An 18,618-nucleotide genomic window follows, 5' to 3' on the forward strand; every position below is an offset into this window, starting at 1 on the left:
GTGTTCTCCGCGGCCCGCAGGTCGGGGTCAGATCCGGGCCCCGACCACGGTACCCGGCAAAGCTGTCCGGACGGTACCTCCCAGTGACGTTCATATGCCGTCGGCCGAACCAAGAGTCAAGGTCACAGCCCGCTCCCGGCCGTCGTGCCGGACGGTGAGAGCCAGTCTGTCGCCGGGCCGGTGGGCGCGGATCTTGACGATCAACTCCACGCTGCTGCGCACCTTCCGGCCGTCCACACCTGTGACGATGTCCCCCGGCCTGATCCCGGCGGCGGCTCCCGCGCCGCCCGGTGCGACGGCGGGTCCGCCGTCGTTGGCCTTGGCGGCCACCTTGGCGCCGCCCCCTGTGTACTGCATGTCGAGTGTGACGCCGATCACGGGATGGGTGGCCTTGCCGGTGTTGATCAGCTGCTCGGCTACCCGCTTCGCCTGGTTGATGGGGATCGCGAAGCCGAGTCCGATGGAGCCGCCCTGGCCGCTTCCGGCGTCCGAACCGCTGTCCGCGGGGCGGATGGCGCTGTTGATGCCGATCACGCGGGCCTTGGTGTCGACCAGCGGCCCGCCCGAATTACCGGGGTTGATCGGGGCGTCGGTCTGGAGGGCGTCGACATAGCTGACGTCACTGCCGCTGCCCTTGCCGCCGCCGGACGTGATGGGGCGCTCCTTGGCGCTGATGATGCCGGAGGTCACCGTGTTGTCCAGGTCGAAGGGGGCGCCGATGGCCACCACCGGGTCACCGACCTGGACGTTGTCGGAGTTGCCGAGGGGCAGCGGGGTGAGCCCGGAGACCCCGCTGACCTGGACGACCGCGAGGTCGTAACCGCTGTCCCGGCCGACGACCTTCGCCTTGGCGCTCTCGCCGCTGCTGAAGGTGACCGTGATGTCGCCGGAGGAGCTCGCCGGGGCGACCACATGGTTGTTGGTGAGGATGTGACCCTCGCGGTCGAGGACGAATCCGGTGCCGGTGCCCTGCTCGTCCTTGCCGCTGACGTGCAGGGTGACCACGCTCGGCAGGGCGCTCGCGGCGATGCCCGCGACGCTGCCGGCCACGCGGTCCGTGCTCTCCGGTCCGGCCTGCGGCAGCTTGATGTCGCTGAAGGAGCCGTTGCGCTCGATGTACGCGCCGACACCTCCGCCGATGACACCGGTGACCAGGGCGAGTACCAGCGCGGCCACGATGCCGCCGCGTCGCTTGCGCGGTGCGGGCGGCGGGGCGGCCGGGAGGCCCGCCGGGGGCAGATCCGCCGGCATGCCCCACGGGTCGTACCGGTGCCACTGCGGGGACTGCGGGGCGGGCAGCGGGACGGAGAACGGATGCCGGTCCGCCTGCGGGTACGGCTGCGGCGGCACGGGCTGCGGCCCCGACGGTTCCGGCTGAGGCAGCGGCTGATGGAACGGCAGCTGCTGGTGAGGCGCGTGCTGCTGGTGCGGCTGCGGGGCGCCCGCGTGGAGCGGTGGGACGGGAGTGCCCTGGGCCGGTGTCGGAACGGGCCGCTGTACGGGCGGAGCGGGGGCCCAGGGGCCCGGACCGCCGTAGGGCGGGGTGCCGTAGGGGTCGGGCTCGTGCAAGGGCCGTGGGCGGTCGGCTGGGCCGGCGGGTCCGGTGTGTTCCGTACCGGTTCCGGAACCTTCCGTGCCAGGCCCGGTGTCTTCCGTACCGGCTCCGGAACTTCCCGTGCCGGGCCCGGTGTCTTCCACGCCCGTTCCGGAACTTCCCGTGCCGGGCCCGGGTATGACCGGCGGAACTGCCGCCTCGGGTGCGGCTTCAGCAACCGGGTCCGGTCCTGGCTGTGCCTGCGCGGGAATTCCCGGCGCGGGCCTGCTCCACCACTTGACCTCCGGCCCGGTGGGCTTCCCCTCGTCCATGCTCTCCCCGCACCCGCCCCACGCTCTGCGTGCCCTGTGGAGGGCACCCCTCCAGGGATTCAACCAGGTTTACCGGCCGAATCCCCCGTCCGGTACCGCTCGACCACGGACGGGACAGGTCCCGATGCCAGCGGGCCTAGTGCCTGGCGGGAACCGGCAGTTCCGAGCCGCCGCCCACGCTGAGCTGCGCGGGGGACGGTGTGGTCGTGGGGCTCGGCTGCACCGGCCCGGCCGGTGCGGTGGCCGCGAGGGGAGGACGGATCGTGGGAGACAGCGACGCGGCCGTCAGCAGCGGGGTGGTCAGCGAGTACAGCGACTGCTGGGCGGGCCGGGTCACGGGGGTGAAGGTCGAGTGCTGCGCGGCGAACACCGAGGGCGAGAGCACGGGCGGCCGGTCGCGGCCGTCCATGGTGCGCACGCCCGCGCCGTCACTCGCGCCGTCGCGGCGCCGGTCCGACAGGGTGCTGATGCCGACCGGGTCGGTAGCGCTCAGCGGTGTCACGTTGTTGGCCGTGCCGTCGGTACGCGCCGCGGGATCACTCGCGCCGCCCAGCGGCAGTGTGCCGCCCAGCGCGATGGCCGCGAGCGACACGGCGCTGGCAGCCGCGAAGGCGAATCTCCGGCCACGCCAGGCCGAACGCTCCTGGTCGGTCCGGCCCACCGGGTGGATCCGGAACCCGCTGTCCGGGCCGCCGCCCGGAAGCGCGGTGGCGCCGTGCCCCGCGGGCACATAGCCGAAGGTGTCCACGCGGGGGCCCGAGGAACGCCCGTCGTCCGGCCTTCCGGGCCCGAAGAATCCGTCGGCGAAACGTCCGCCGAACATTCCGCCGGAACGCGGATCGTCCCCACCGGGTCCGCCGGGAAGCCCCTGGAGACGGGCCAGCAGCCCCTCGGACGGCGGCGGCGGCGCGGTCTCGGCGAAGACGCTCTTCAGCCGTCGCTGGGCATCGGCCTCGGTCTTGCACTTGGCACAGGTGGCGAGATGCGCGAGAACCCGCTCGCGCGCGTCGTGTTTCAGCTCACCGTCGACCAGGGCGGCGAGCCGGTCCCCGAGGTGCTGCTCGGCCGGGGTCGGACTGGATCCACTCACGCGGTCCCATCCTCTCCGTCCGGGCCGATGGCCACCCCGGCCAGCGCGCGCTGCTCCGCACGACGGGCCTCGGGCGAGCGGTGCTGAAGAGCCTTGCGCAGGTGGGAGCGGCCCCGGTGGATCCTGCTGCGCACGGTGCCGAGCTTGACGCCCAGCGTCGCGGCGATCTCCTCGTACGACAGCCCCTCGATGTCACAGAGCACCACCGCGGCACGGAATTCCGGAGCGAGGGTGTCCAGCGCCTGCTGGACGTCCGCGTCGAAGTGGGTGTCGTGGAAGACCTGCTGCGGAGACGGCTCACGGCTCGGCAGCCGCTCGGCGGCGTCGTCACCGAGCGCGTCGAAGCGGATCCGCTGCTTGCGGCGGACCATGTCCAGGAAGAGGTTGGTGGTGATGCGGTGCAGCCAGCCCTCGAAGGTGCCGGGTGTGTACGTCGACAGCGAGCGGAAGACGCGGACGAAGACTTCCTGTGTGAGGTCCTCGGCGTCGTGCTGGTTGCCGGTCAGCCGGTAGGCGAGGCGGTAGACCCGGCCGCTGTGCGTGCTGACGATCTCCTCCCACGAGGGCGGAGTCCATGTCTGCGCGTCCGCGTCCGAGGCGAAGGTCGCGGTCTGGGCGGAGTCAGCAGCGCTCGGGCTGTCAGCAATGTCGGTCACGGATTTCGGCTCACCCGCCGACCTGAGAAAGCGCCGCAACGCTCCTCTCCGATCCACAGGCGCAGCCGCACCTCCCCTGTCGGCTCTGGTGGTGTCCAGTGGAGCCCCTACCATAGCCACCTCGCCCGTTAGCTCCGGATAAGACTGATTGCCGGATTCCGCATACATCCGCATCCCCCCTGCCCTCTCATAACGCCCGGTCCCATCTGCGGGTTCCCGAGCGCAGCGGATACAGTCACGAGTGCGTCAACTACGGGGACAGGAGAGGTCCATTACCGCCAACCGGCAGACGAGCTGGGCGTTCGCCGACGCCTTTGTCGCCGAGGGCGAAGCCCTGCGCTGGGCCCGTGACCGGGCCCGTGACGCCGGACTTCCCTCGGTCTCCCCGGGCACCGGCGCTGCGCTGCGGCTGCTCGCCGCCGCCGCGGACGCCAAAGCAGTGGCGGAAATCGGTACGGGTACCGGCGTATCCGGCATCTATCTGCTCCAGGGCATGCGGCCCGACGGGGTCCTGACCACCGTCGATCCGGAGCCCGAACGTCAGGGCTTCGCCCGCCAGGCCCTGCGTGCCGCGGGCTTCGCGGGGAACCGGGCACGCTTCATTCCCGGCCGCGCCCTCGACGTACTGCCGCGGCTCGCGGACGGCGGCTACGACCTCGTCTTCTGCGACGGCGACCGGCTGGAGTCGCTCGATGTCCTCGCGGAATCGCTGCGGCTGCTGCGCCCCGGTGGACTGGTGTGCTTCGAGGGGGTCTTCGCGGACGGCCGTACGGTCGATTCCGCGGCCCAGCCCGCCGAGGTGCTGCACCTGCGGGAGTTGTTGCGCGCGGTGCGCGAGAGCCAGGAACTGCTGCCCTCACTGATTCCGGTGGGCGACGGGCTGCTCTGCGCCGTACGCCTCGGCTGACGCGTGCGGCGGGAACACCGCGCCGCCGCACCCCGATCCGAGAGCCCCCGAGCCCCGAGCCCCGAGCCCCGAGGAAAACACAACTGCCCCGGCCGGAGCCGGGGCAGTGGAGAAAACAGTGGGGCGTCCGCGTCAGCCGACGACCTTCTTCAGCGCGTCGCCGAGTGCATCGGCCTCGTCCGGAGTCAGCTCGACAACCAGTCGCCCGCCGCCTTCGAGCGGAACGCGCATGACGATGCCCCGCCCCTCCTTGGTCACCTCGAGCGGGCCGTCGCCCGTTCGCGGCTTCATGGCCGCCATGCTCGTTCCCCTTCCTGAAACCAGCTCATCGCAGCCGACAACCCAGGTGTCACCGGCATCGAACATATTGCTTCCCCGCCATTATCCCGCATCGCAGGACCCGATGACCAACATCGGTCTGCATCGCTTGCGCAACGCACTTCCCCAAAACCACCCAATTCGGCGTTCCCCCTGCGATACTGCGCCGCCTCCCACACCTTTCTCGACCAGCATTGTTTGACGCAGGTCACATGTTCGCCGCCGATGATCTCCGTCATGCTGAGCAGCGGACCACGATCCAGGCGAACCAGCCGACCCAGCAGCCGACCAAGCAGTGGAGGCCCCCATGGCGGACAGCGTGCTCTACGAGGTGACCGACGGACTCGCGACGATCACGATCAACCGTCCCGATGCGATGAACGCGATGAACACCGAGGCGAAGGCCGCTCTGCGCGACGCCCTGCAGACCGCCGCGGCGGCCCCGGAGGTACGCGCCGTACTGCTCACCGCCACCGGGCGTGCCTTCTGCGTCGGACAGGACCTCAAGGAACACATCTCGCTGCTGGCGGCCGACCGCGAGGCGGGCACCGGGCACACCATGAGCACGGTGAAGGAGCACTACAACCCCGTCGTGCGCGCCATCACCGAGATGCCGAAGCCGGTCGTCGCCGGGATCAACGGGGTCGCCGCCGGGGCCGGACTGGGCTTCGCCCTGGCCGCCGACTACCGCGTCGTCGCCGACACCGCGAAATTCACCACCTCGTTCGCGGGTGTCGCCCTGACCGCCGACTCGGGTGTCTCCTGGACGCTGCCGCGGCTGATCGGCCGGAGCCGCGCCGCCGACCTGCTGCTCTTCCCGCGCTCGTTCACCGCCCAGGAGGCGTACGACCTGGGCATCGCCAACAAGCTGGTCCCGGCGGCCGAGCTGGCCGACGAGGCGCGGTCGGTGGCCCGTGCCCTCGCGGAGGGCCCGACGGTCGCCTACGCCGCGATCAAGGAATCACTCGCCTACGGGGCGGAGCACTCGCTGGGCGAGACGCTGGAGAAGGAGGACGAACTCCAGACGAGGGCGGGCGCGTCGGAGGACCATCTCATCGCGGTCCAGGCCTTCGTCGGCAAGACGGAGCCGCGCTACCTGGGCCGCTGAGAGCAGACGGACACCGGGCTCAGGCGCTTCCCGAGTCCCCCCGCGCGAAACAGTCCGCCAGGTGGTCGTCGACCAGGCCGCAGGCCTGCATCAGGGCGTAGGCCGTGGTCGGGCCGACGAAGCGGATCCCGCGCTTCTTGAGGTCCTTGGCCAGTGCCGTGGACTCCGGTGTCACCGCGGGCACGTCCGCGCCGCTCCGGGGCGCCGGGCGGCCGGCCGGGTCCGGGGCGTACGACCAGATCAGCGCGTCGAGCTCGCCGGCCTTCCAGTCGGCGAGCACCCGCGCGTTGGCGATGGTCGCGTCGATCTTGGCGCGGTTGCGGATGATGCCCGGATCGGCCAGCAGCCGCTCCTTGTCGGCGTCCGTGAAGGCCGCCACCGCGGGGATCCCGAACCCCGAGAAGGCCTTGCGGAACCCTTCGCGGCGGCGCAGGATCGTGATCCACGACAGCCCCGACTGGAACGCTTCGAGGCAGAGCCGCTCGTACAGCGCGCCGTCCCCGTGGACCGGCTTGCCCCACTCGGTGTCGTGGTAGCCGACGTAGTCCTCGGTGGACGCGCCCCACGGGCAGCGCAGCTTGCCGTCGGCCCCCAGGACCGCTCCGGAGCTCATCGCTGCGGGTCCTCGTCGCCGACCGCGGCGGCCCGCGCACCGGCGAGCGCCGATTCCAGCTCCGCGATCCGCGCGTCCCGCTCGGCGAGTTCGGCGCCCAGCCTGCTCAGTACGTCGTCCACGTCGGCCATCCGGTAGCCGCGCACCACCATGGGCAGCCGCAGCGCCTCGATGTCCGCGCGGCCGACCGGGCGGGCCACGGGCAGCGGGTCGACGGGCAGTTCGGGGGACACCTCGGGCAGCACTTCGCCTTCGCCGCCGCCGATCACCGCGAGGGTGACCGCCGCGACCACCACGACCATCGCGATCAGCAAGAACAAGAACACGAGCGAGCCTCTCCCCGGGTACCGAAATCGTGCGTCCGATCGTGCCATGCAAACCTGAGGTCCAACGACCCGATCCGCCGTCTGTCGTGCACCGGGTCGTAGGGTCGCAGGCGACTCAGAGGCTATGGAGGATACGGCGAATGTTGCGGTTGGGACGGCGCGAGTTCGACGCGCACGAACCGGTGATCATGGCGATCGTCAACCGGACCCCGGACTCGTTCTACGACCAGGGAGCGACATTCCGTGACGAGCCGGCGCTGGCCCGGGTCGAGGAGGCGGTCTCCCAGGGGGCGGCCATCATCGACATCGGCGGGGTCAAGGCGGGCCCCGGCGAGGAGGTCACCGCCGCCGAGGAGGCCCGGCGCACGGTCGGTTTCGTCGCCGAGGTACGGCGGCGCCACCCCGATGTGGTCATCAGCGTCGACACCTGGCGCCACGACGTGGGCGAGGCGGTCTGCGAAGCGGGCGCGGACCTGCTCAACGACGCCTGGGGCGGGGTGGACCCGCAACTCGCCGCGGTGGCCGCGCGGTTCGGCGCCGGTCTGGTGTGTACGCACGCGGGCGGCGCGCAGCCGCGCACCCGGCCGCACCGGGTCACGTACGAGGACGTGATGGCCGACATCCTGCGGGTCACGGTCGGTCTCGCCGAGCGTGCGGTCTCGCTCGGGGTGCGCCGCGACGGCATCATGATCGACCCCGGCCACGACTTCGGGAAGAACACCCGGCACTCGCTGGAGGCCACCCGCAGGCTGGGCGAGATGACCGCGACCGGCTGGCCGGTGCTGGTGTCGCTGTCCAACAAGGACTTCGTGGGCGAGACGCTCGACAGGCCGGTGAAGGAACGGCTGCTGGGGACGCTGGCCACCACCGCGGTGTCGGCGTGGCTGGGGGCGCAGGTGTACCGGGTGCACGAGGTCGAGGAGACCCGGCAGGTGCTGGACATGGTGGCGACGATCGCCGGGCACCGGGAACCGGCGGTGGCACGGCGGGGACTGGCCTGAGACCCGGGCAGCCGTCCGGACCCGGGGACTGGCCTGAGGCCCGGACGCCCGTCCCGTCCCAGGCCCCGGCAGCCGTCTGCCGCCGGACGGGCCGTCGAGCCCCTCCGGCGGCAGAATCGCTCCACGACCGACCGCCCGGCGACCGACCGTCCCGCGGCCGACCGCCCCACGGCCAACCGCCCTACAGCCCGGTCTCCTTCGTCACCAGCGCCACCGCCTCGTCCACGTCGTCCGTGACGTGGAACAGCAGCAGGTCCCGCTCGGACGCCTTGCCCTGGGCGATCACCGTCCCGCGCAGCCAGTCCACCAGGCCGCCCCAGTACTCCGTGCCGAAGAGCACGATCGGGAACCGTGTCACCTTCCGCGTCTGGACCAGGGTCAGCGCTTCGAACAGTTCGTCCAGCGTGCCGAGTCCGCCCGGCAGGACCACGAAGCCCTGCGCATACTTCACAAACATCGTCTTCCGGACAAAGAAGTACCGGAAGTTGACGCCGATGTCGACGTGCTGGTTGAGCCCCTGCTCGAAGGGCAGCTCGATGCCGAGCCCGACGGAGACCCCGTTCGCCTCCCGGGCCCCCTTGTTCGCCGCTTCCATCGCGCCCGGCCCGCCGCCGGTGATCACGGCGAAGCCCGCGTCGACCAGCGCCCGGCCGATCCGTACGCCCGCCTCGTACTCCGGTGAACCGGGCGCCGTGCGGGCCGAGCCGAAGACGCTGATGGCGCTGGGCAGTTCGGCCAGTGCGCCGAAACCCTCCACGAACTCCGACTGGATGCGCATGACCCGCCAGGGGTCGGTGTGCAGCCAGTCGGCGCCGCCCTCGGAGGTGTCGAGCAGCCGCTGGTCGGTGGTACCGGGCTGGACCTGTTCCCGGCGGCGCACCACCGGTCCGAGTCGCTGTTCCTCCGGCGCCCGTGCTCCCTCAGGGTTGCCCATGCTGTTGCTCCCTCCGCTGTGCGTGTCCCGACAGCCTAGGTCGACAGATGTGACGAAGAGGGAAATTCAGGCGGTCAGCCAGGCACGGAGTCGTTCCTCCGCCTGCTCGATCATGGCGACCGCGACCCGTTCGTCCCGCTTGTGCGCGAGCAGCGGGTTGCCGGGGCCGTAGTTCACCGCGGGGACGCCGAGCGCGCTGAAGCGTGAGACGTCCGTCCAGCCGAACTTCGGCCTGGCCGTGCCGCCGACGGCCGCCATGAACGCCGCCGCGGCCGGGTGCGCGAGGCCCGGAAGGGCGCCGCCGCTGTGGTCGTCCACGGTGAAGGTGTCGACGTCGCAGTCCGCGAAGAACTCCTTGACGTACGCCAGTGCGTCCGCCTCGCTGCGGTCCGGTGCGTAACGGAAGTTGACGACCACCGTGCAGGCGTCCGGGATGACGTTGTTGGCGACACCCGCCTCGATCCGTACGGCGTTGAGGCCCTCGTGGAACTCCAGTCCGTCGATCACCGGCCTGCGCGGCTCGTAGGAGGCCAGCTTCGCCAGGATCGGGGCCGCCGTGTGGATCGCGTTGGACCCCATCCAGCTGCGCGCCGAGTGGGACCGCTCGCCCTTCGTGGTCAGGATGACCCGCAGCGTGCCCTGGCAGCCGCCCTCGACCTCGCAGTCGGAGGACTCCAGGAGTACGGCGAAGTCGGCGGCCAGCCAGTCGGGGTGCGCCTCGGCCACGTGCTTCAGGCCGTTCAGGTCGGCGGCGACCTCTTCGTTGTCGTAGAAGACGAAGGTGAGATCCCGGTTGGGGCTGGGCAGGGTCGCCGCGATCCGCAGCTGCACGGCGACACCGGACTTCATGTCGCTGGTGCCGCAGCCCCAGAGGATGCCGTCCTCGTCGAGCCGGGACGGGACGTTGTCCGCGATCGGCACCGTGTCGAGATGCCCGGCCAGCACGACACGCTCGGCGCGACCCAGGTTGGTACGGGCGACGACGTTGTTCCCGTAGCGGTCGACAGTCAGGTGAGGCAGGGCGCGCAGCGCCTCCTCGACCGCGTCCGCGAGAGGCTTCTCGGTGCCGCTCACGGACGGGAAATCGACGAGCCGCGCCGTCAGGGCCGATGCGTCGATGGTGAGGTCAAGCGGGGTCTCGGACATGGTCCGACCCTAGCGCGGGCTCCAGTACGGTGACCCCTGTGTCCCGTCCCTCTGCCGCCCCACGCCGCGGCCGTCTCTTCCGCGTCACGGCCGCCGTCGCCGTGCTGCTCGCGCTGGCGGGCTATGTGGTGGTGCAGTACCTCAACGGGGGCGGGGGCAGTGGGCCACCGCGCTGCACGGCCGGTTCCTCCGACGGGACCACCTACGAACTGAGCCCCGAACAGGCCGTCAACGCGGCGACGATCTCCGCTGTCGGCACTTCGCGCGGGATGCCGGAGCGCGCGGTGACCATCGCGCTGGCGACCGCGCTCCAGGAGTCGGGGCTGCGCAATCTCGACCACGGCGACCTGGATTCGCTCGGTCTCTTCCAGCAGCGGCCCTCGCAGGGCTGGGGCACCACGAAGCAGATCATGGACCCGGTCTACTCGGCGCGGAAGTTCTACGAGCACCTCGACAAGGTCCACGACTACGCGCACCTGCCGCTGACGGTCGCGGCGCAGCGCGTGCAGCGGAGCGCTTTCCCGGAGGCGTACGCGAAGCACGAGCCGGACGCGGCGCTGCTGGCGTCCGCGCTCACCGGCCGGGCGCCCGCCTCGTTCACCTGCTCGGCGACGAAGAGCGCCGTGGCGGGTGATCCGGCGAAGGTACGGTCCCGGCTGGCCCGGGAGTTCGGGCCCGGAGTGCTGCCGGCCGGCCGGCCCGCGCCGTCGACGGACGTACGGCTTCCGGTGCACGGCACCAAGGCGGCGGCCGGGGGCACGGCGCACCGCTCCGGGTCCGGGCCGGGCGCCGACGCCGGGTCCGGGAAGCAGCGCGGCTGGGAGCTGGCGCACTGGGCGGTGGCCAACTCCGCCGCGCTCGGCATCGAACGGGTCTCCTACGGGGGCCGGGTGTGGGCCGCCGGCACCGACGAGACCTCCTGGGGCAAGGCGGACACCAGGTCCGGCGGCACAGCGGGGCAGAGCCCGGACGAAGTCCGCATCTCCCTGGCGAAGTAGCGCCGGAGACCGGCGAAGTCACACCGGAGGCGCCCCCGCACGACCGTGCGACCCGTCGCCCGGAAGCGTCCCGTACCGACCGCCGGTGGGAATCTTCTGCGCCCCTCGCGCGCCCCTCCCCTGCCGGTCCTGGGATCCCTTGGGAATCAAGGGGAGTGACGGTTCGGCAACCGAGGCGGGCATCCGTCGTTTGTCCGTTTTTATCCGAACCTGATTATGCGACGCATTGCACACTCTTTACCTCGGCTCACCGCAACTTCCCCCTGCCCCCGAGCGGTTGTCACAGCGTCCGAACGCCGGACAGTCCGTTGTCCCCTCCCGCTCAAGGAGCGTCATGTCCCTCTCCCTGCCCCGCCGGATCGCCCGTACCGCGCTGCTCATCGCGGCGGGTGCGGTCCCCGTGGTCGCCGCGGCCGGTGTCGCGAGCGCCGCTGAGCTCCCGCAGACCCCGAACCTGGGCGGCGTGACCGCCCTCGACGGCGCCGGCCTGGGCAACTCCGTCGACGGCGCCGCCCAGAAGGCCACCGGCCTGGCCGGTGACACCGGCGGCAAGGCCGTCAACAAGGCCGTCCCGACCGCGGGCAAGGCCGTCGGCGCCGCGGGCAGGACCGCGGTTCCGGCCGCGCAGCAGGCCGCCGGGGACACCGCGGCCACCGCCGCCGGTGTCGTCGGCGGGGCCGCCCAGAGCGCCACGGACGGCGGCCTGTCGGCCGGCGGTCAGCCCACCGGCGGGCTGCCGCTCGGCTGACCGGAGGCGCCGATACGGCCCGACTTGGTCGGATACAGCCCGATACAAGACAATACGGGCCGATGCGGCCTGATACGCGGAGGGGCCCCGGGGAAGCGAACTCCCCGGGGCCCCTCCGCGTACCGACTCGGACCGCGTACCGGCGCGGACTCCCCGCCGGCGCGAAAGCCGGACCGGCTCAGCCGCCGTCGCCCAGCCGCTTCACCGCGGCGGCCACCCGCTCGTCCGTAGCCGTCAGCGCCACCCGCACGAACTGCTCACCCGCCACCCCGTAGAAGTCGCCGGGCGCCACCAGGATGCCCAGCTCGGCGAGGTGGGCGACCGTCGTCCAGCACGGCTCGTCGCGCGTCGCCCACAGGTAGAGGCTCGCCTCGCTGTGCTCGATGCGGAAGCCGTGCGACTCCAGCGCCGCGCGCAGCGAAGCGCGCCGGGCCAGGTACCGCGCCCGCTGCTCGGCCACGTGCACGTCGTCACCGAGTGCGGCGACCGTGGCGGCCTGTACCGGAGCGGGCGTCATCATCCCGCCGTGCTTGCGGATCTTCAGCAGCTCGCCCAGCACCTCGGCGTCGCCCGCGCAGAACGCGGCACGGTACCCGGCCAGGTTGGACCGCTTGGAGAGCGAGTGGACGGCGATCAGGCCCTCGTACGTGCCACCGCAGACGTCCGGGTGCAGTACGGAGACCGGCTCGGCCTCCCAGCCCAGTTCCAGGTAGCACTCGTCGCTGGCGATCAGGATCCCGTGCTCGCGCGCCCAGGCGACGATCCGCACCAGCTCGTCCTTGGCGAGGACCCGGCCCGTCGGGTTGGACGGCGAGTTCAGCCAGAGCAGCTCGAGACCCGTGGGGTCGAGCTCCGTCGGGTCGTCGTACACGACGGGCTCCGCGCCGCAGAGCCGCGCGCCCACCTCGTACGTCGGGTACGCGAGCCGCGGGTACGCCACCCGGTCCCCCGCCCCCAGACCGAGCTGGGTGGGCAGCCAGGCCACCAGTTCCTTGGAACCGACGACCGGCAGGACATTGGTGTGCGCGACCCCGCGCGCACCGAGCCGGCGCTCGCACCAGCCGGTGAGCGCGTCACGCAGCGCCACCGTCCCCCACACCGTCGGATACCCCGGTGAGTCGGCCGCCGCGATCAGCGCGTTCCGGACGATCCCGGGGACCGGGTCGACCGGGGTGCCGACGGAGAGATCCACGATGCCGTCCGGGTGGGCGGTCGCTGTTGCCTTGTACGGCTCCAACTTGTCCCAGGGAAAGACGGGGAGACGCGATGAGACTGCGGACACGGGCTTCACTTTCTCGTACGTATGCCGGCCGTATGCCGGCTGCTGCGTATCTGTCGGTATCTGTCCAAGGCTGCAAGGAAAACACCGCGGTCCCGTACGCGGACGAGCCGTACGGGACCGGGGGCGGCCGGGACAGGCCCTACGGAGTCAGCCGTTCTGCGGAGGCAGCGCCGCGATGAAGGGGTGGTCGCGCTCGATGAGACCGAGCTTGGAGGCACCACCGGGCGAGCCGAGATCGTCGAAGTATTCGACGTTCGCCTTGTAGTAGTCCTTCCACTCCTCCGGGGTGTCGTCCTCGTAGAAGATCGCCTCCACCGGACATACCGGCTCACAGGCACCACAGTCGACGCATTCGTCCGGGTGGATGTACAAGGACCTGGAGCCCTCGTAGATGCAGTCGACGGGGCACTCCTCGATGCACGCCTTGTCCTTGACGTCGACACAAGGCTGCGCGATGACGTAAGTCACGCTGTCGTTCCTCCTCGGTAGGGCTGCTCTGCGCGGGAGCGCGGCGTCGTCGATGCCCGCACCTAGTATCTCCGTTCCTGGGCGCGATCCGAACAGGAGGGGCGGAGAGAGCTGTGGAATTCACTACCGGCGGACGGCTTGAGGTCCGAATTACACCCGATGACGTGGGCAAACGGGTATCAGTCAGGCAGCTGACCGATGAGGCCCCACCAGGTGAGAAGTACACGGACACGGTGGGCGTTCTCACATCATGGGATTCCGGTGTGCTGTCCGTCACACAGAGATCGGGCGTGTCGGTACGCATCCCGGAGTCGGCCCTCGTCGCGGGGAAGACGGTACCGGCCGCGCCCGCCCGCAGGCGCGGCCCCTCGGCCACCTTCGCCGAGCTGGCGCGGGCCACTGCCCGCGCCTGGCAGCCGGTGGAGAGCGAGCGGCTGGGCGAGTGGGAGCTCCGGGCGGCGTCCGGATTCACCCGCCGCGCCAACTCCGTGCTTCCGCTGGGCGATCCGGGCCGTCCGCTGGACGACGCGCTGGAGTACGCACGGGAGTGGTACGCGGCCCGGGGTCTGCCCGCGTACGTCCAGCTGGCGACGGGCAACGAGGGCACGCAGGAACTGCTGGCCGCCGGTCTGGAGCAGCGTGGCTGGACCCGTGAGGTGAGCGCGCTGGTCCGGATCGGCGCGCTGGCCCCGATCGGTGATCTGGACACGGACGTCTCCCGGGTCTCGCTCTCCCGTACCTGCGACGAGTCCTGGCTCAGGCGCTACCACCGGTTCGACGACCGGGACACCCCGGGCGGCGATGTCCTGAAGGTGCTCGGCAGCGGCCCCTCGACCTGGTTCGCCTCGGTCGCGGGTCCCGGCCCGGCGCCCGCGGCGATCGGGCGCTGTGTGGTCGACGGCCGCTGGGCGGGCTTCATGGCGATAGAGGTGGCTCCCGCCGCCCGCCGCCGGGGGCTGGCGAGCACGGTGATGGCGGCGCTCGCCCGCAAGGCGCTGGACGAGGGTGCGTCGGCCGCGTGGCTCCAGGTCGAGGAGGAGAACGCCGGAGCCCGTGCGCTGTACGACGGGATGGGGTTCCGGACCCACCACAGCTACCACCATTACCGGCAGACCTCCGCGGCGGCCTGAGGCGTCCGGGCTGAACAGATTCGCCACAGGCACGGCACAGGACACGGGACAGGGACGGACGGGGACGGGACTCGGATGGACGGGCAATCGACCGACTGGCGACGGCAGTTCGCCGAGGAGGCGCGCTCCGAGCGGCCCGATCTCGCGCTGCTGTGTCTGCTGCTGGGCACCGAGGCCGACCCCGCGCTGGGGCAGGACGGCATCGACGCGGCCCAGATCGAACTGGACCGGCTGGCAGGCCTGTTGCCGTACGGGACCTCCGGGCCCCGGGCCTGGGCGGCGGCCCTCGGTGAACTCCTCGGCGTACGGACCGGGTTCAGGGGCACCCCGGGCGACTACCAACGACTGGAGTCCTCGCTCCTGCACGAGGTGCTGCGCCGCCGCCGCGGGCTGCCGATCCTGCTCTCGGTGGTCTGGACCGAGGTCGCACGCCGGGCCGGAGCCCCGGTGTACGGCGTGGCGCTGCCCGGTCATTTCGTGGTCGGCCTCGGGCACCCGTCGGACCCGGCGGACGAACAGGTCCTGGTCGATCCGTTCGCCGGAGGCCGGCAGCTGACCGCCCAGGACGCCGGGATCCTGGTCACGGGGACGACGGGTGCACCCCTGGACCCCTCGATGCTCGCCCCGGCGGGCCCGCTGGAGATCGTCCTGCGCGTCCTGAACAACATCCGCGCCTGGGCCGCCGCCCGCCCGGAGCGCACCGACGTGCACCTGTGGGCGATCGAGCTCTCCCTGCTGCTCCCCGCCCATCCGGCCCGGCTCCGCTACGAGCACGCCCAACTGCTCGTCGAACGCGGTGACTTCGTGCGCGGGGCGGCGGAGCTGGACGAGTACGCGGAGGTGGTCGCCGCGGTCGAACCGGGGGCGGCCGAGGCGATCCGGAGGCGGGCCCGGTCGGCGCGCGCGATGCTCAACTGACGCCGGCCCGCGTCGGCCCGGTGCCGGCGTACCGCCCCGGTGCGATGCCCACGACCCGCTTGAAGTGCCGGGTCAGGTGGGACTGGTCGTAGAACCCGGTGGCCACGGCCACCTCGCCGGGCGGCCGGCCGTCCAGCAGCAGCCGGCGGGCGCGGTCGATCCGGCGGGACATCAGGTACTGGTGCGGGGCGATCCCGAAAGCGGCGCTGAAGGCCCGTACCAGGTGGGCGGGGTGGGCGTGCACCAGCGTGCCGGCCTCGTCCAGGGTCACCCCCTGGACCAGCCGCTCGTCGAGGAGCTCGCGCAGCCGGTGCGCGAGGGCCGGGGCGGGAGCCGGCGGGCGGTTCACCGGCCGGGGCCGCAGATGCCCGCGCAGCCGTTCGCCGATCAGTGCGAGTCTGCTCTCCGCCTCCAGCTCGTCCCCGGGGTGCGCGAGGGCCGTGTGCAGTTGCCCGACGCGCTGTCGCAGCACCGGGTCGACCAGATCGGGGCCGTCGACCGCGGGGCCGATGTAGCCCGCGTCCAGCTGCGTCATGTCCAGGTAGAGCACCCGCTTGCGGAAGCCGTGGGGGGTGGCGGGCGAGCCGTTGTGGGGCACCTGCGGCGGCAGCAGCGACACCGTGCCGCGCGGAGTGCCGTGCTCGTGCCGGTCCAGGTCGTAGCGCACGGCGCCGTCGTCGACGATCAGCAGCGTCCAGGCGTCGTGGACGTGCATCGGGTAGGCGTGCTCCGTGAAGTGGGCGTGGAAGACCTCCACGATGCCCGCGACCGGCGGGCGCCATGCGGAGATCTCCTGCCGGGCCACCATGCAAGGAACGTACAAGACGGCGGGGCGGGGCAGTCGGCAGTCTCGAAGCATGAGAACCGAGAACCTGACCGCTGATGTCCCCGCCGCCCCGCCCGTCCGCTTCGATACCAAGATCGCCGTCCTGCTGCGCGAGGACCTGGAGACCTGGCAGCGGCTGAACGTGACGGCCTTCCTGGTCAGCGGGCTCGGCCCGGCGGCCCCCGAGGTGATCGGCGAACCGTACGCGGACGCCGACGGCACCGGCTATCTGCCGATGTTCCGGCAGCCGGTCCTGGTCTTCGAGGGCACGAAGGAGAACCTGACGGCCGCGCACGCGCGGGTGCTGTCCCGCGCGCTGCCGAGGGCGGTCTTCACCCGCGACCTGTTCGGCACGGGCAACGACCGCGACAACCGCGCGGCGGTGGCGGCGGTACCGCGCGACGAGCTGGACCTGGTGGGGCTGGCCGTGTACGGGCCGCGGAACGCGGTGGACAAGGTCCTCAAGGGTGCGCGGATGCATCCCTGACCGGGACCGCGCCGGGCCGCCCGGACCGGCCGCGTCCGGAACAGCGCCTACAGCCAGCCCTTCTCGCGGGCGATCCGCACCGCCTCGGCCCGGTTGCGGGCCGTCAGCTTCTGGATCGCCGTCGAGAGGTAGTTGCGGACGGTGCCCTGCGACAGGTGCAGCGCCGCGGCCAGTTCCGCGTTGGTCGAACCGTCGGCCGCCGCGCGCAGCACCGCGCGTTCGCGCTCCGTCAGCGGGTTCGCTCCGTCGGAGAGGGCCGCGGCGGCCAGCGTCGGGTCGATGACCCGTTCACCGGCGAGCACCTTCCGTACTGCGGCGGCCAGTTGGGCGGCGGGGGCGTCCTTGACCAGGAAGGCGTGGGCGCCCGACTCCATGGCGCGGCGCAGATAGCCGGGGCGGCCGAAGGTGGTGAGGACGACGACCTTGAGGGCGGGCAGTTCGCGCTGCAGCTCGGCCGCCGCGTCGATGCCGGTCATGCCCGGCATCTCGATGTCGAGCAGGGCGACATCGACCGTGTGCGTCCGGGCGGCGGCCAGTACCTCGTCGCCACGGGCCACTTGGGCGACGACTTCGAAGTCCGGCTCCAGGCCGAGCAGCGCGGCAAGGGCCTCCCGGACCATCGACTGGTCCTCGGCGAGCAAGAGCCTGATCATGTACCGGATCCTAGGGGGACCCGGGCGGTGAGGGTGAAGCCCTTCCCGGATCGTGTGTCGAGGGTGCCGCCGACCATTTCGAGCCGCTCGGTCATCCCGGTCAGGCCGTTGCCCTTCGGGGCGGCGCTCCCACCGGAGTTGTCGCCGTCGTCCCGCACGGTGAGTTCGTAGTGACGCCCGTCGAGGTTCTGCCGGACCTGGACCGTGACGGTGCAGTTCCGGGCGCCGCTGTGGCGTACGACGTTGGTGACCCCTTCGCGCAACGCCCAGGCCAGAGCGGCCTCCTGGTCCTCGTCCAGCCCGTCGGTCGGGCAGTCGGCCGGTACGTCCGCCACCACGCCCGCGGCGGCCAGCGCCGTGCGCGCCCCGGCCAGTTCGCCGGGCAGGGTGGGCCGCCGGTAGCCGGTGACCGCTTCCCGTACGTCCTTCAGGGCCTGCCTGCTGACCTGCTGGATGTCCTCGATCTGGGCGGCTGCCCGGCCGGGCTGGTCGGGGAGCATCCGGCCCGCCAGTTCGGACTTGAGGGCAATCAGCGACAGGGAGTGGCCGAGGAGGTCGTGCAGGTCGCGGGACATCCGCAGCCGTTCCTCGTTGGCGGCGAGCTGGGCGACCGTGGCGCGGGCCTCCTTCAACTGGACCGTCGTACGGATCAGCTGCCCCACCCCGGTCATCGCGAACCCGCCGAGCAGCGCCGGGACGAGGAGTCCGCCGACCGCCTCCACGGGCTGGTCGCCGCGGAGGGCGAGGAGGCACATCACGGCGGTGGATCCGATGATCGACCAGCCGGCCTGCCGGGCCGGCAGGACCGCCCCGCAGCTCACCGCCACGTACACGAAGAGCACGAGCCAGGTCGGACCGAGCGTCAGCGAGAGCGCCACGGCGAGCGCCCCGAGGAAGACCAGCGTGCCGCGGACCACGGGCGTGGTGAGCCGCCGCGCGGTGTGCCGGAAGACCAGCACCAGGTACGCGAGGACGAAGACCACGAGTCCCGTCCAGCCGAACACCTCCCCGACGGTGGAGTAGCCGCCGTCGAGGAGCTTGTTCAGGGGCGGGCTCATGAAGGCCAGCCAGATGCCGATCCAGATCATCTTCTTGGCGGCCAGCCGCGCGTTCTCCGGGACCCTCCCGATGCCGACGACTCGT

At 71.9% G+C, this 18,618-nt stretch carries 21 protein-coding genes; 8 read left to right on the top strand and 13 right to left on the bottom strand.

All coding sequences use genetic code 11. The features are described from left to right. Positions 1–90: 90 nt before the first annotated feature. The 3 genes from NBY69_RS03210 to sigE all read right to left on the bottom strand — a co-directional run bounded on the left by NBY69_RS03210 (position 91) and on the right by sigE (position 3,726). A complete protein-coding gene (locus NBY69_RS03210) occupies positions 91–1,866 on the bottom strand; it encodes a S1C family serine protease (protein ID WP_250298070.1) in 1,776 nt (591 codons plus the stop codon). A gap of 136 nt (positions 1,867–2,002) precedes the next feature. Continuing rightward, complete coding sequence (locus NBY69_RS03215) at positions 2,003–2,956, bottom strand: anti-sigma factor (RefSeq protein ID WP_250298071.1); 954 nt, start codon at positions 2,954–2,956, stop codon at positions 2,003–2,005. Continuing rightward, entirely contained in the window at positions 2,953–3,726 is a 774-nt protein-coding gene (gene sigE, locus NBY69_RS03220) for an RNA polymerase sigma factor SigE (protein ID WP_250298072.1), read from the bottom strand. Before sigE ends, NBY69_RS03215 begins: the two co-directional genes overlap by 4 nt. Before the next feature lie 127 nt (positions 3,727–3,853). Between sigE and NBY69_RS03225 the strand changes: the two genes are divergently transcribed. Next, positions 3,854–4,519, top strand: a complete 666-nt coding sequence (locus NBY69_RS03225; RefSeq protein ID WP_250298073.1) for an O-methyltransferase — start codon at positions 3,854–3,856, stop codon at positions 4,517–4,519. A gap of 132 nt (positions 4,520–4,651) precedes the next feature. Here the strand turns inward: NBY69_RS03225 and NBY69_RS03230 are convergent, their stop codons facing one another. Then, entirely contained in the window at positions 4,652–4,819 is a 168-nt protein-coding gene (locus tag NBY69_RS03230) for a DUF3117 domain-containing protein (RefSeq protein WP_003966491.1), read from the bottom strand. A gap of 325 nt (positions 4,820–5,144) precedes the next feature. Here NBY69_RS03230 and NBY69_RS03235 point away from each other — a divergent pair, with 325 nt between their 5' ends. Beyond that, positions 5,145–5,945, top strand: a complete 801-nt coding sequence (locus NBY69_RS03235; protein ID WP_250298074.1) for an enoyl-CoA hydratase/isomerase family protein — start codon at positions 5,145–5,147, stop codon at positions 5,943–5,945. A 19-nt stretch (positions 5,946–5,964) separates the two neighbouring features. Here the strand turns inward: NBY69_RS03235 and NBY69_RS03240 are convergent, their stop codons facing one another. Beyond that, entirely contained in the window at positions 5,965–6,558 is a 594-nt protein-coding gene (locus NBY69_RS03240) for a DNA-3-methyladenine glycosylase I (RefSeq protein WP_250298075.1), read from the bottom strand. Then, the gene (locus NBY69_RS03245) at positions 6,555–6,884 is read right to left on the bottom strand and encodes a DivIVA domain-containing protein (RefSeq protein WP_250298076.1); all 330 of its coding nucleotides are present in this window, start codon (positions 6,882–6,884) and stop codon (positions 6,555–6,557) included. Before NBY69_RS03245 ends, NBY69_RS03240 begins: the two co-directional genes overlap by 4 nt. Positions 6,885–7,024: 140 nt before the next feature. Between NBY69_RS03245 and folP the strand changes: the two genes are divergently transcribed. Further along, positions 7,025–7,885, top strand: coding sequence for a dihydropteroate synthase (folP, locus tag NBY69_RS03250; protein WP_250298077.1), 861 nt, complete (start codon positions 7,025–7,027; stop codon positions 7,883–7,885). A gap of 181 nt (positions 7,886–8,066) precedes the next feature. On the opposite strand, the gene NBY69_RS03255 is transcribed toward folP, so the two are convergent. Next, complete coding sequence (locus tag NBY69_RS03255) at positions 8,067–8,819, bottom strand: TIGR00730 family Rossman fold protein (protein WP_250298078.1); 753 nt, start codon at positions 8,817–8,819, stop codon at positions 8,067–8,069. Positions 8,820–8,885: 66 nt separating this feature from the next. Next, the gene (gene dapE, locus NBY69_RS03260) at positions 8,886–9,965 is read right to left on the bottom strand and encodes a succinyl-diaminopimelate desuccinylase (RefSeq protein ID WP_250298079.1); all 1,080 of its coding nucleotides are present in this window, start codon (positions 9,963–9,965) and stop codon (positions 8,886–8,888) included. A 38-nt stretch (positions 9,966–10,003) separates the two neighbouring features. On the opposite strand from dapE, the gene NBY69_RS03265 reads away from it, so the two are divergent. Both NBY69_RS03265 and NBY69_RS03270 read left to right on the top strand, forming a co-directional pair. Further along, the gene (locus NBY69_RS03265; protein ID WP_374211197.1) at positions 10,004–10,963 is read left to right on the top strand and encodes a heavy metal transporter; all 960 of its coding nucleotides are present in this window, start codon (positions 10,004–10,006) and stop codon (positions 10,961–10,963) included. 334 nt (positions 10,964–11,297) lie between these two features. Next, positions 11,298–11,711, top strand: a complete 414-nt coding sequence (locus NBY69_RS03270; protein WP_250298081.1) for an ATP-binding protein — start codon at positions 11,298–11,300, stop codon at positions 11,709–11,711. A gap of 178 nt (positions 11,712–11,889) precedes the next feature. Here the strand turns inward: NBY69_RS03270 and dapC are convergent, their stop codons facing one another. Next, positions 11,890–12,993, bottom strand: a complete 1,104-nt coding sequence (dapC, locus tag NBY69_RS03275) for a succinyldiaminopimelate transaminase (RefSeq protein WP_250298082.1) — start codon at positions 12,991–12,993, stop codon at positions 11,890–11,892. Between the two features lie 147 nt (positions 12,994–13,140). Next, positions 13,141–13,461, bottom strand: a complete 321-nt coding sequence (gene fdxA / locus NBY69_RS03280; protein ID WP_250298083.1) for a ferredoxin — start codon at positions 13,459–13,461, stop codon at positions 13,141–13,143. A gap of 113 nt (positions 13,462–13,574) precedes the next feature. On the opposite strand from fdxA, the gene NBY69_RS03285 reads away from it, so the two are divergent. Together NBY69_RS03285 and NBY69_RS03290 are read left to right on the top strand one after the other, a co-directional pair. Continuing rightward, complete coding sequence (locus NBY69_RS03285) at positions 13,575–14,591, top strand: GNAT family N-acetyltransferase (RefSeq protein WP_250298084.1); 1,017 nt, start codon at positions 13,575–13,577, stop codon at positions 14,589–14,591. 75 nt (positions 14,592–14,666) lie between these two features. Further along, positions 14,667–15,509, top strand: a complete 843-nt coding sequence (locus tag NBY69_RS03290) for a transglutaminase-like domain-containing protein (protein WP_250298085.1) — start codon at positions 14,667–14,669, stop codon at positions 15,507–15,509. Here NBY69_RS03290 and NBY69_RS03295 read toward each other — a convergent pair. After that, complete coding sequence (locus NBY69_RS03295; protein WP_250298086.1) at positions 15,502–16,317, bottom strand: AraC family transcriptional regulator; 816 nt, start codon at positions 16,315–16,317, stop codon at positions 15,502–15,504. The genes NBY69_RS03290 and NBY69_RS03295 overlap by 8 nt on opposite strands. 49 nt (positions 16,318–16,366) lie before the next feature. Here NBY69_RS03295 and NBY69_RS03300 point away from each other — a divergent pair, with 49 nt between their 5' ends. Continuing rightward, positions 16,367–16,822, top strand: a complete 456-nt coding sequence (locus NBY69_RS03300) for a DUF2000 domain-containing protein (protein WP_250298087.1) — start codon at positions 16,367–16,369, stop codon at positions 16,820–16,822. A 47-nt stretch (positions 16,823–16,869) separates the two neighbouring features. On the opposite strand, the gene NBY69_RS03305 is transcribed toward NBY69_RS03300, so the two are convergent. Both NBY69_RS03305 and NBY69_RS03310 read right to left on the bottom strand, forming a co-directional pair. Next, positions 16,870–17,475 (bottom strand): DNA-binding response regulator, encoded by a 606-nt coding sequence (locus NBY69_RS03305; RefSeq protein WP_374211198.1) that lies wholly within the window; start codon positions 17,473–17,475, stop codon positions 16,870–16,872. Then, positions 17,472–18,563, bottom strand: a complete 1,092-nt coding sequence (locus tag NBY69_RS03310; RefSeq protein ID WP_374211201.1) for a sensor histidine kinase — start codon at positions 18,561–18,563, stop codon at positions 17,472–17,474. Before NBY69_RS03310 ends, NBY69_RS03305 begins: the two co-directional genes overlap by 4 nt. Positions 18,564–18,618: the final 55 nt, after the last annotated feature.

Source organism: Streptomyces sp. A 4/2 (assembly GCF_940670765.1).
GTDB lineage: Bacteria > Actinomycetota > Actinomycetes > Streptomycetales > Streptomycetaceae > Streptomyces.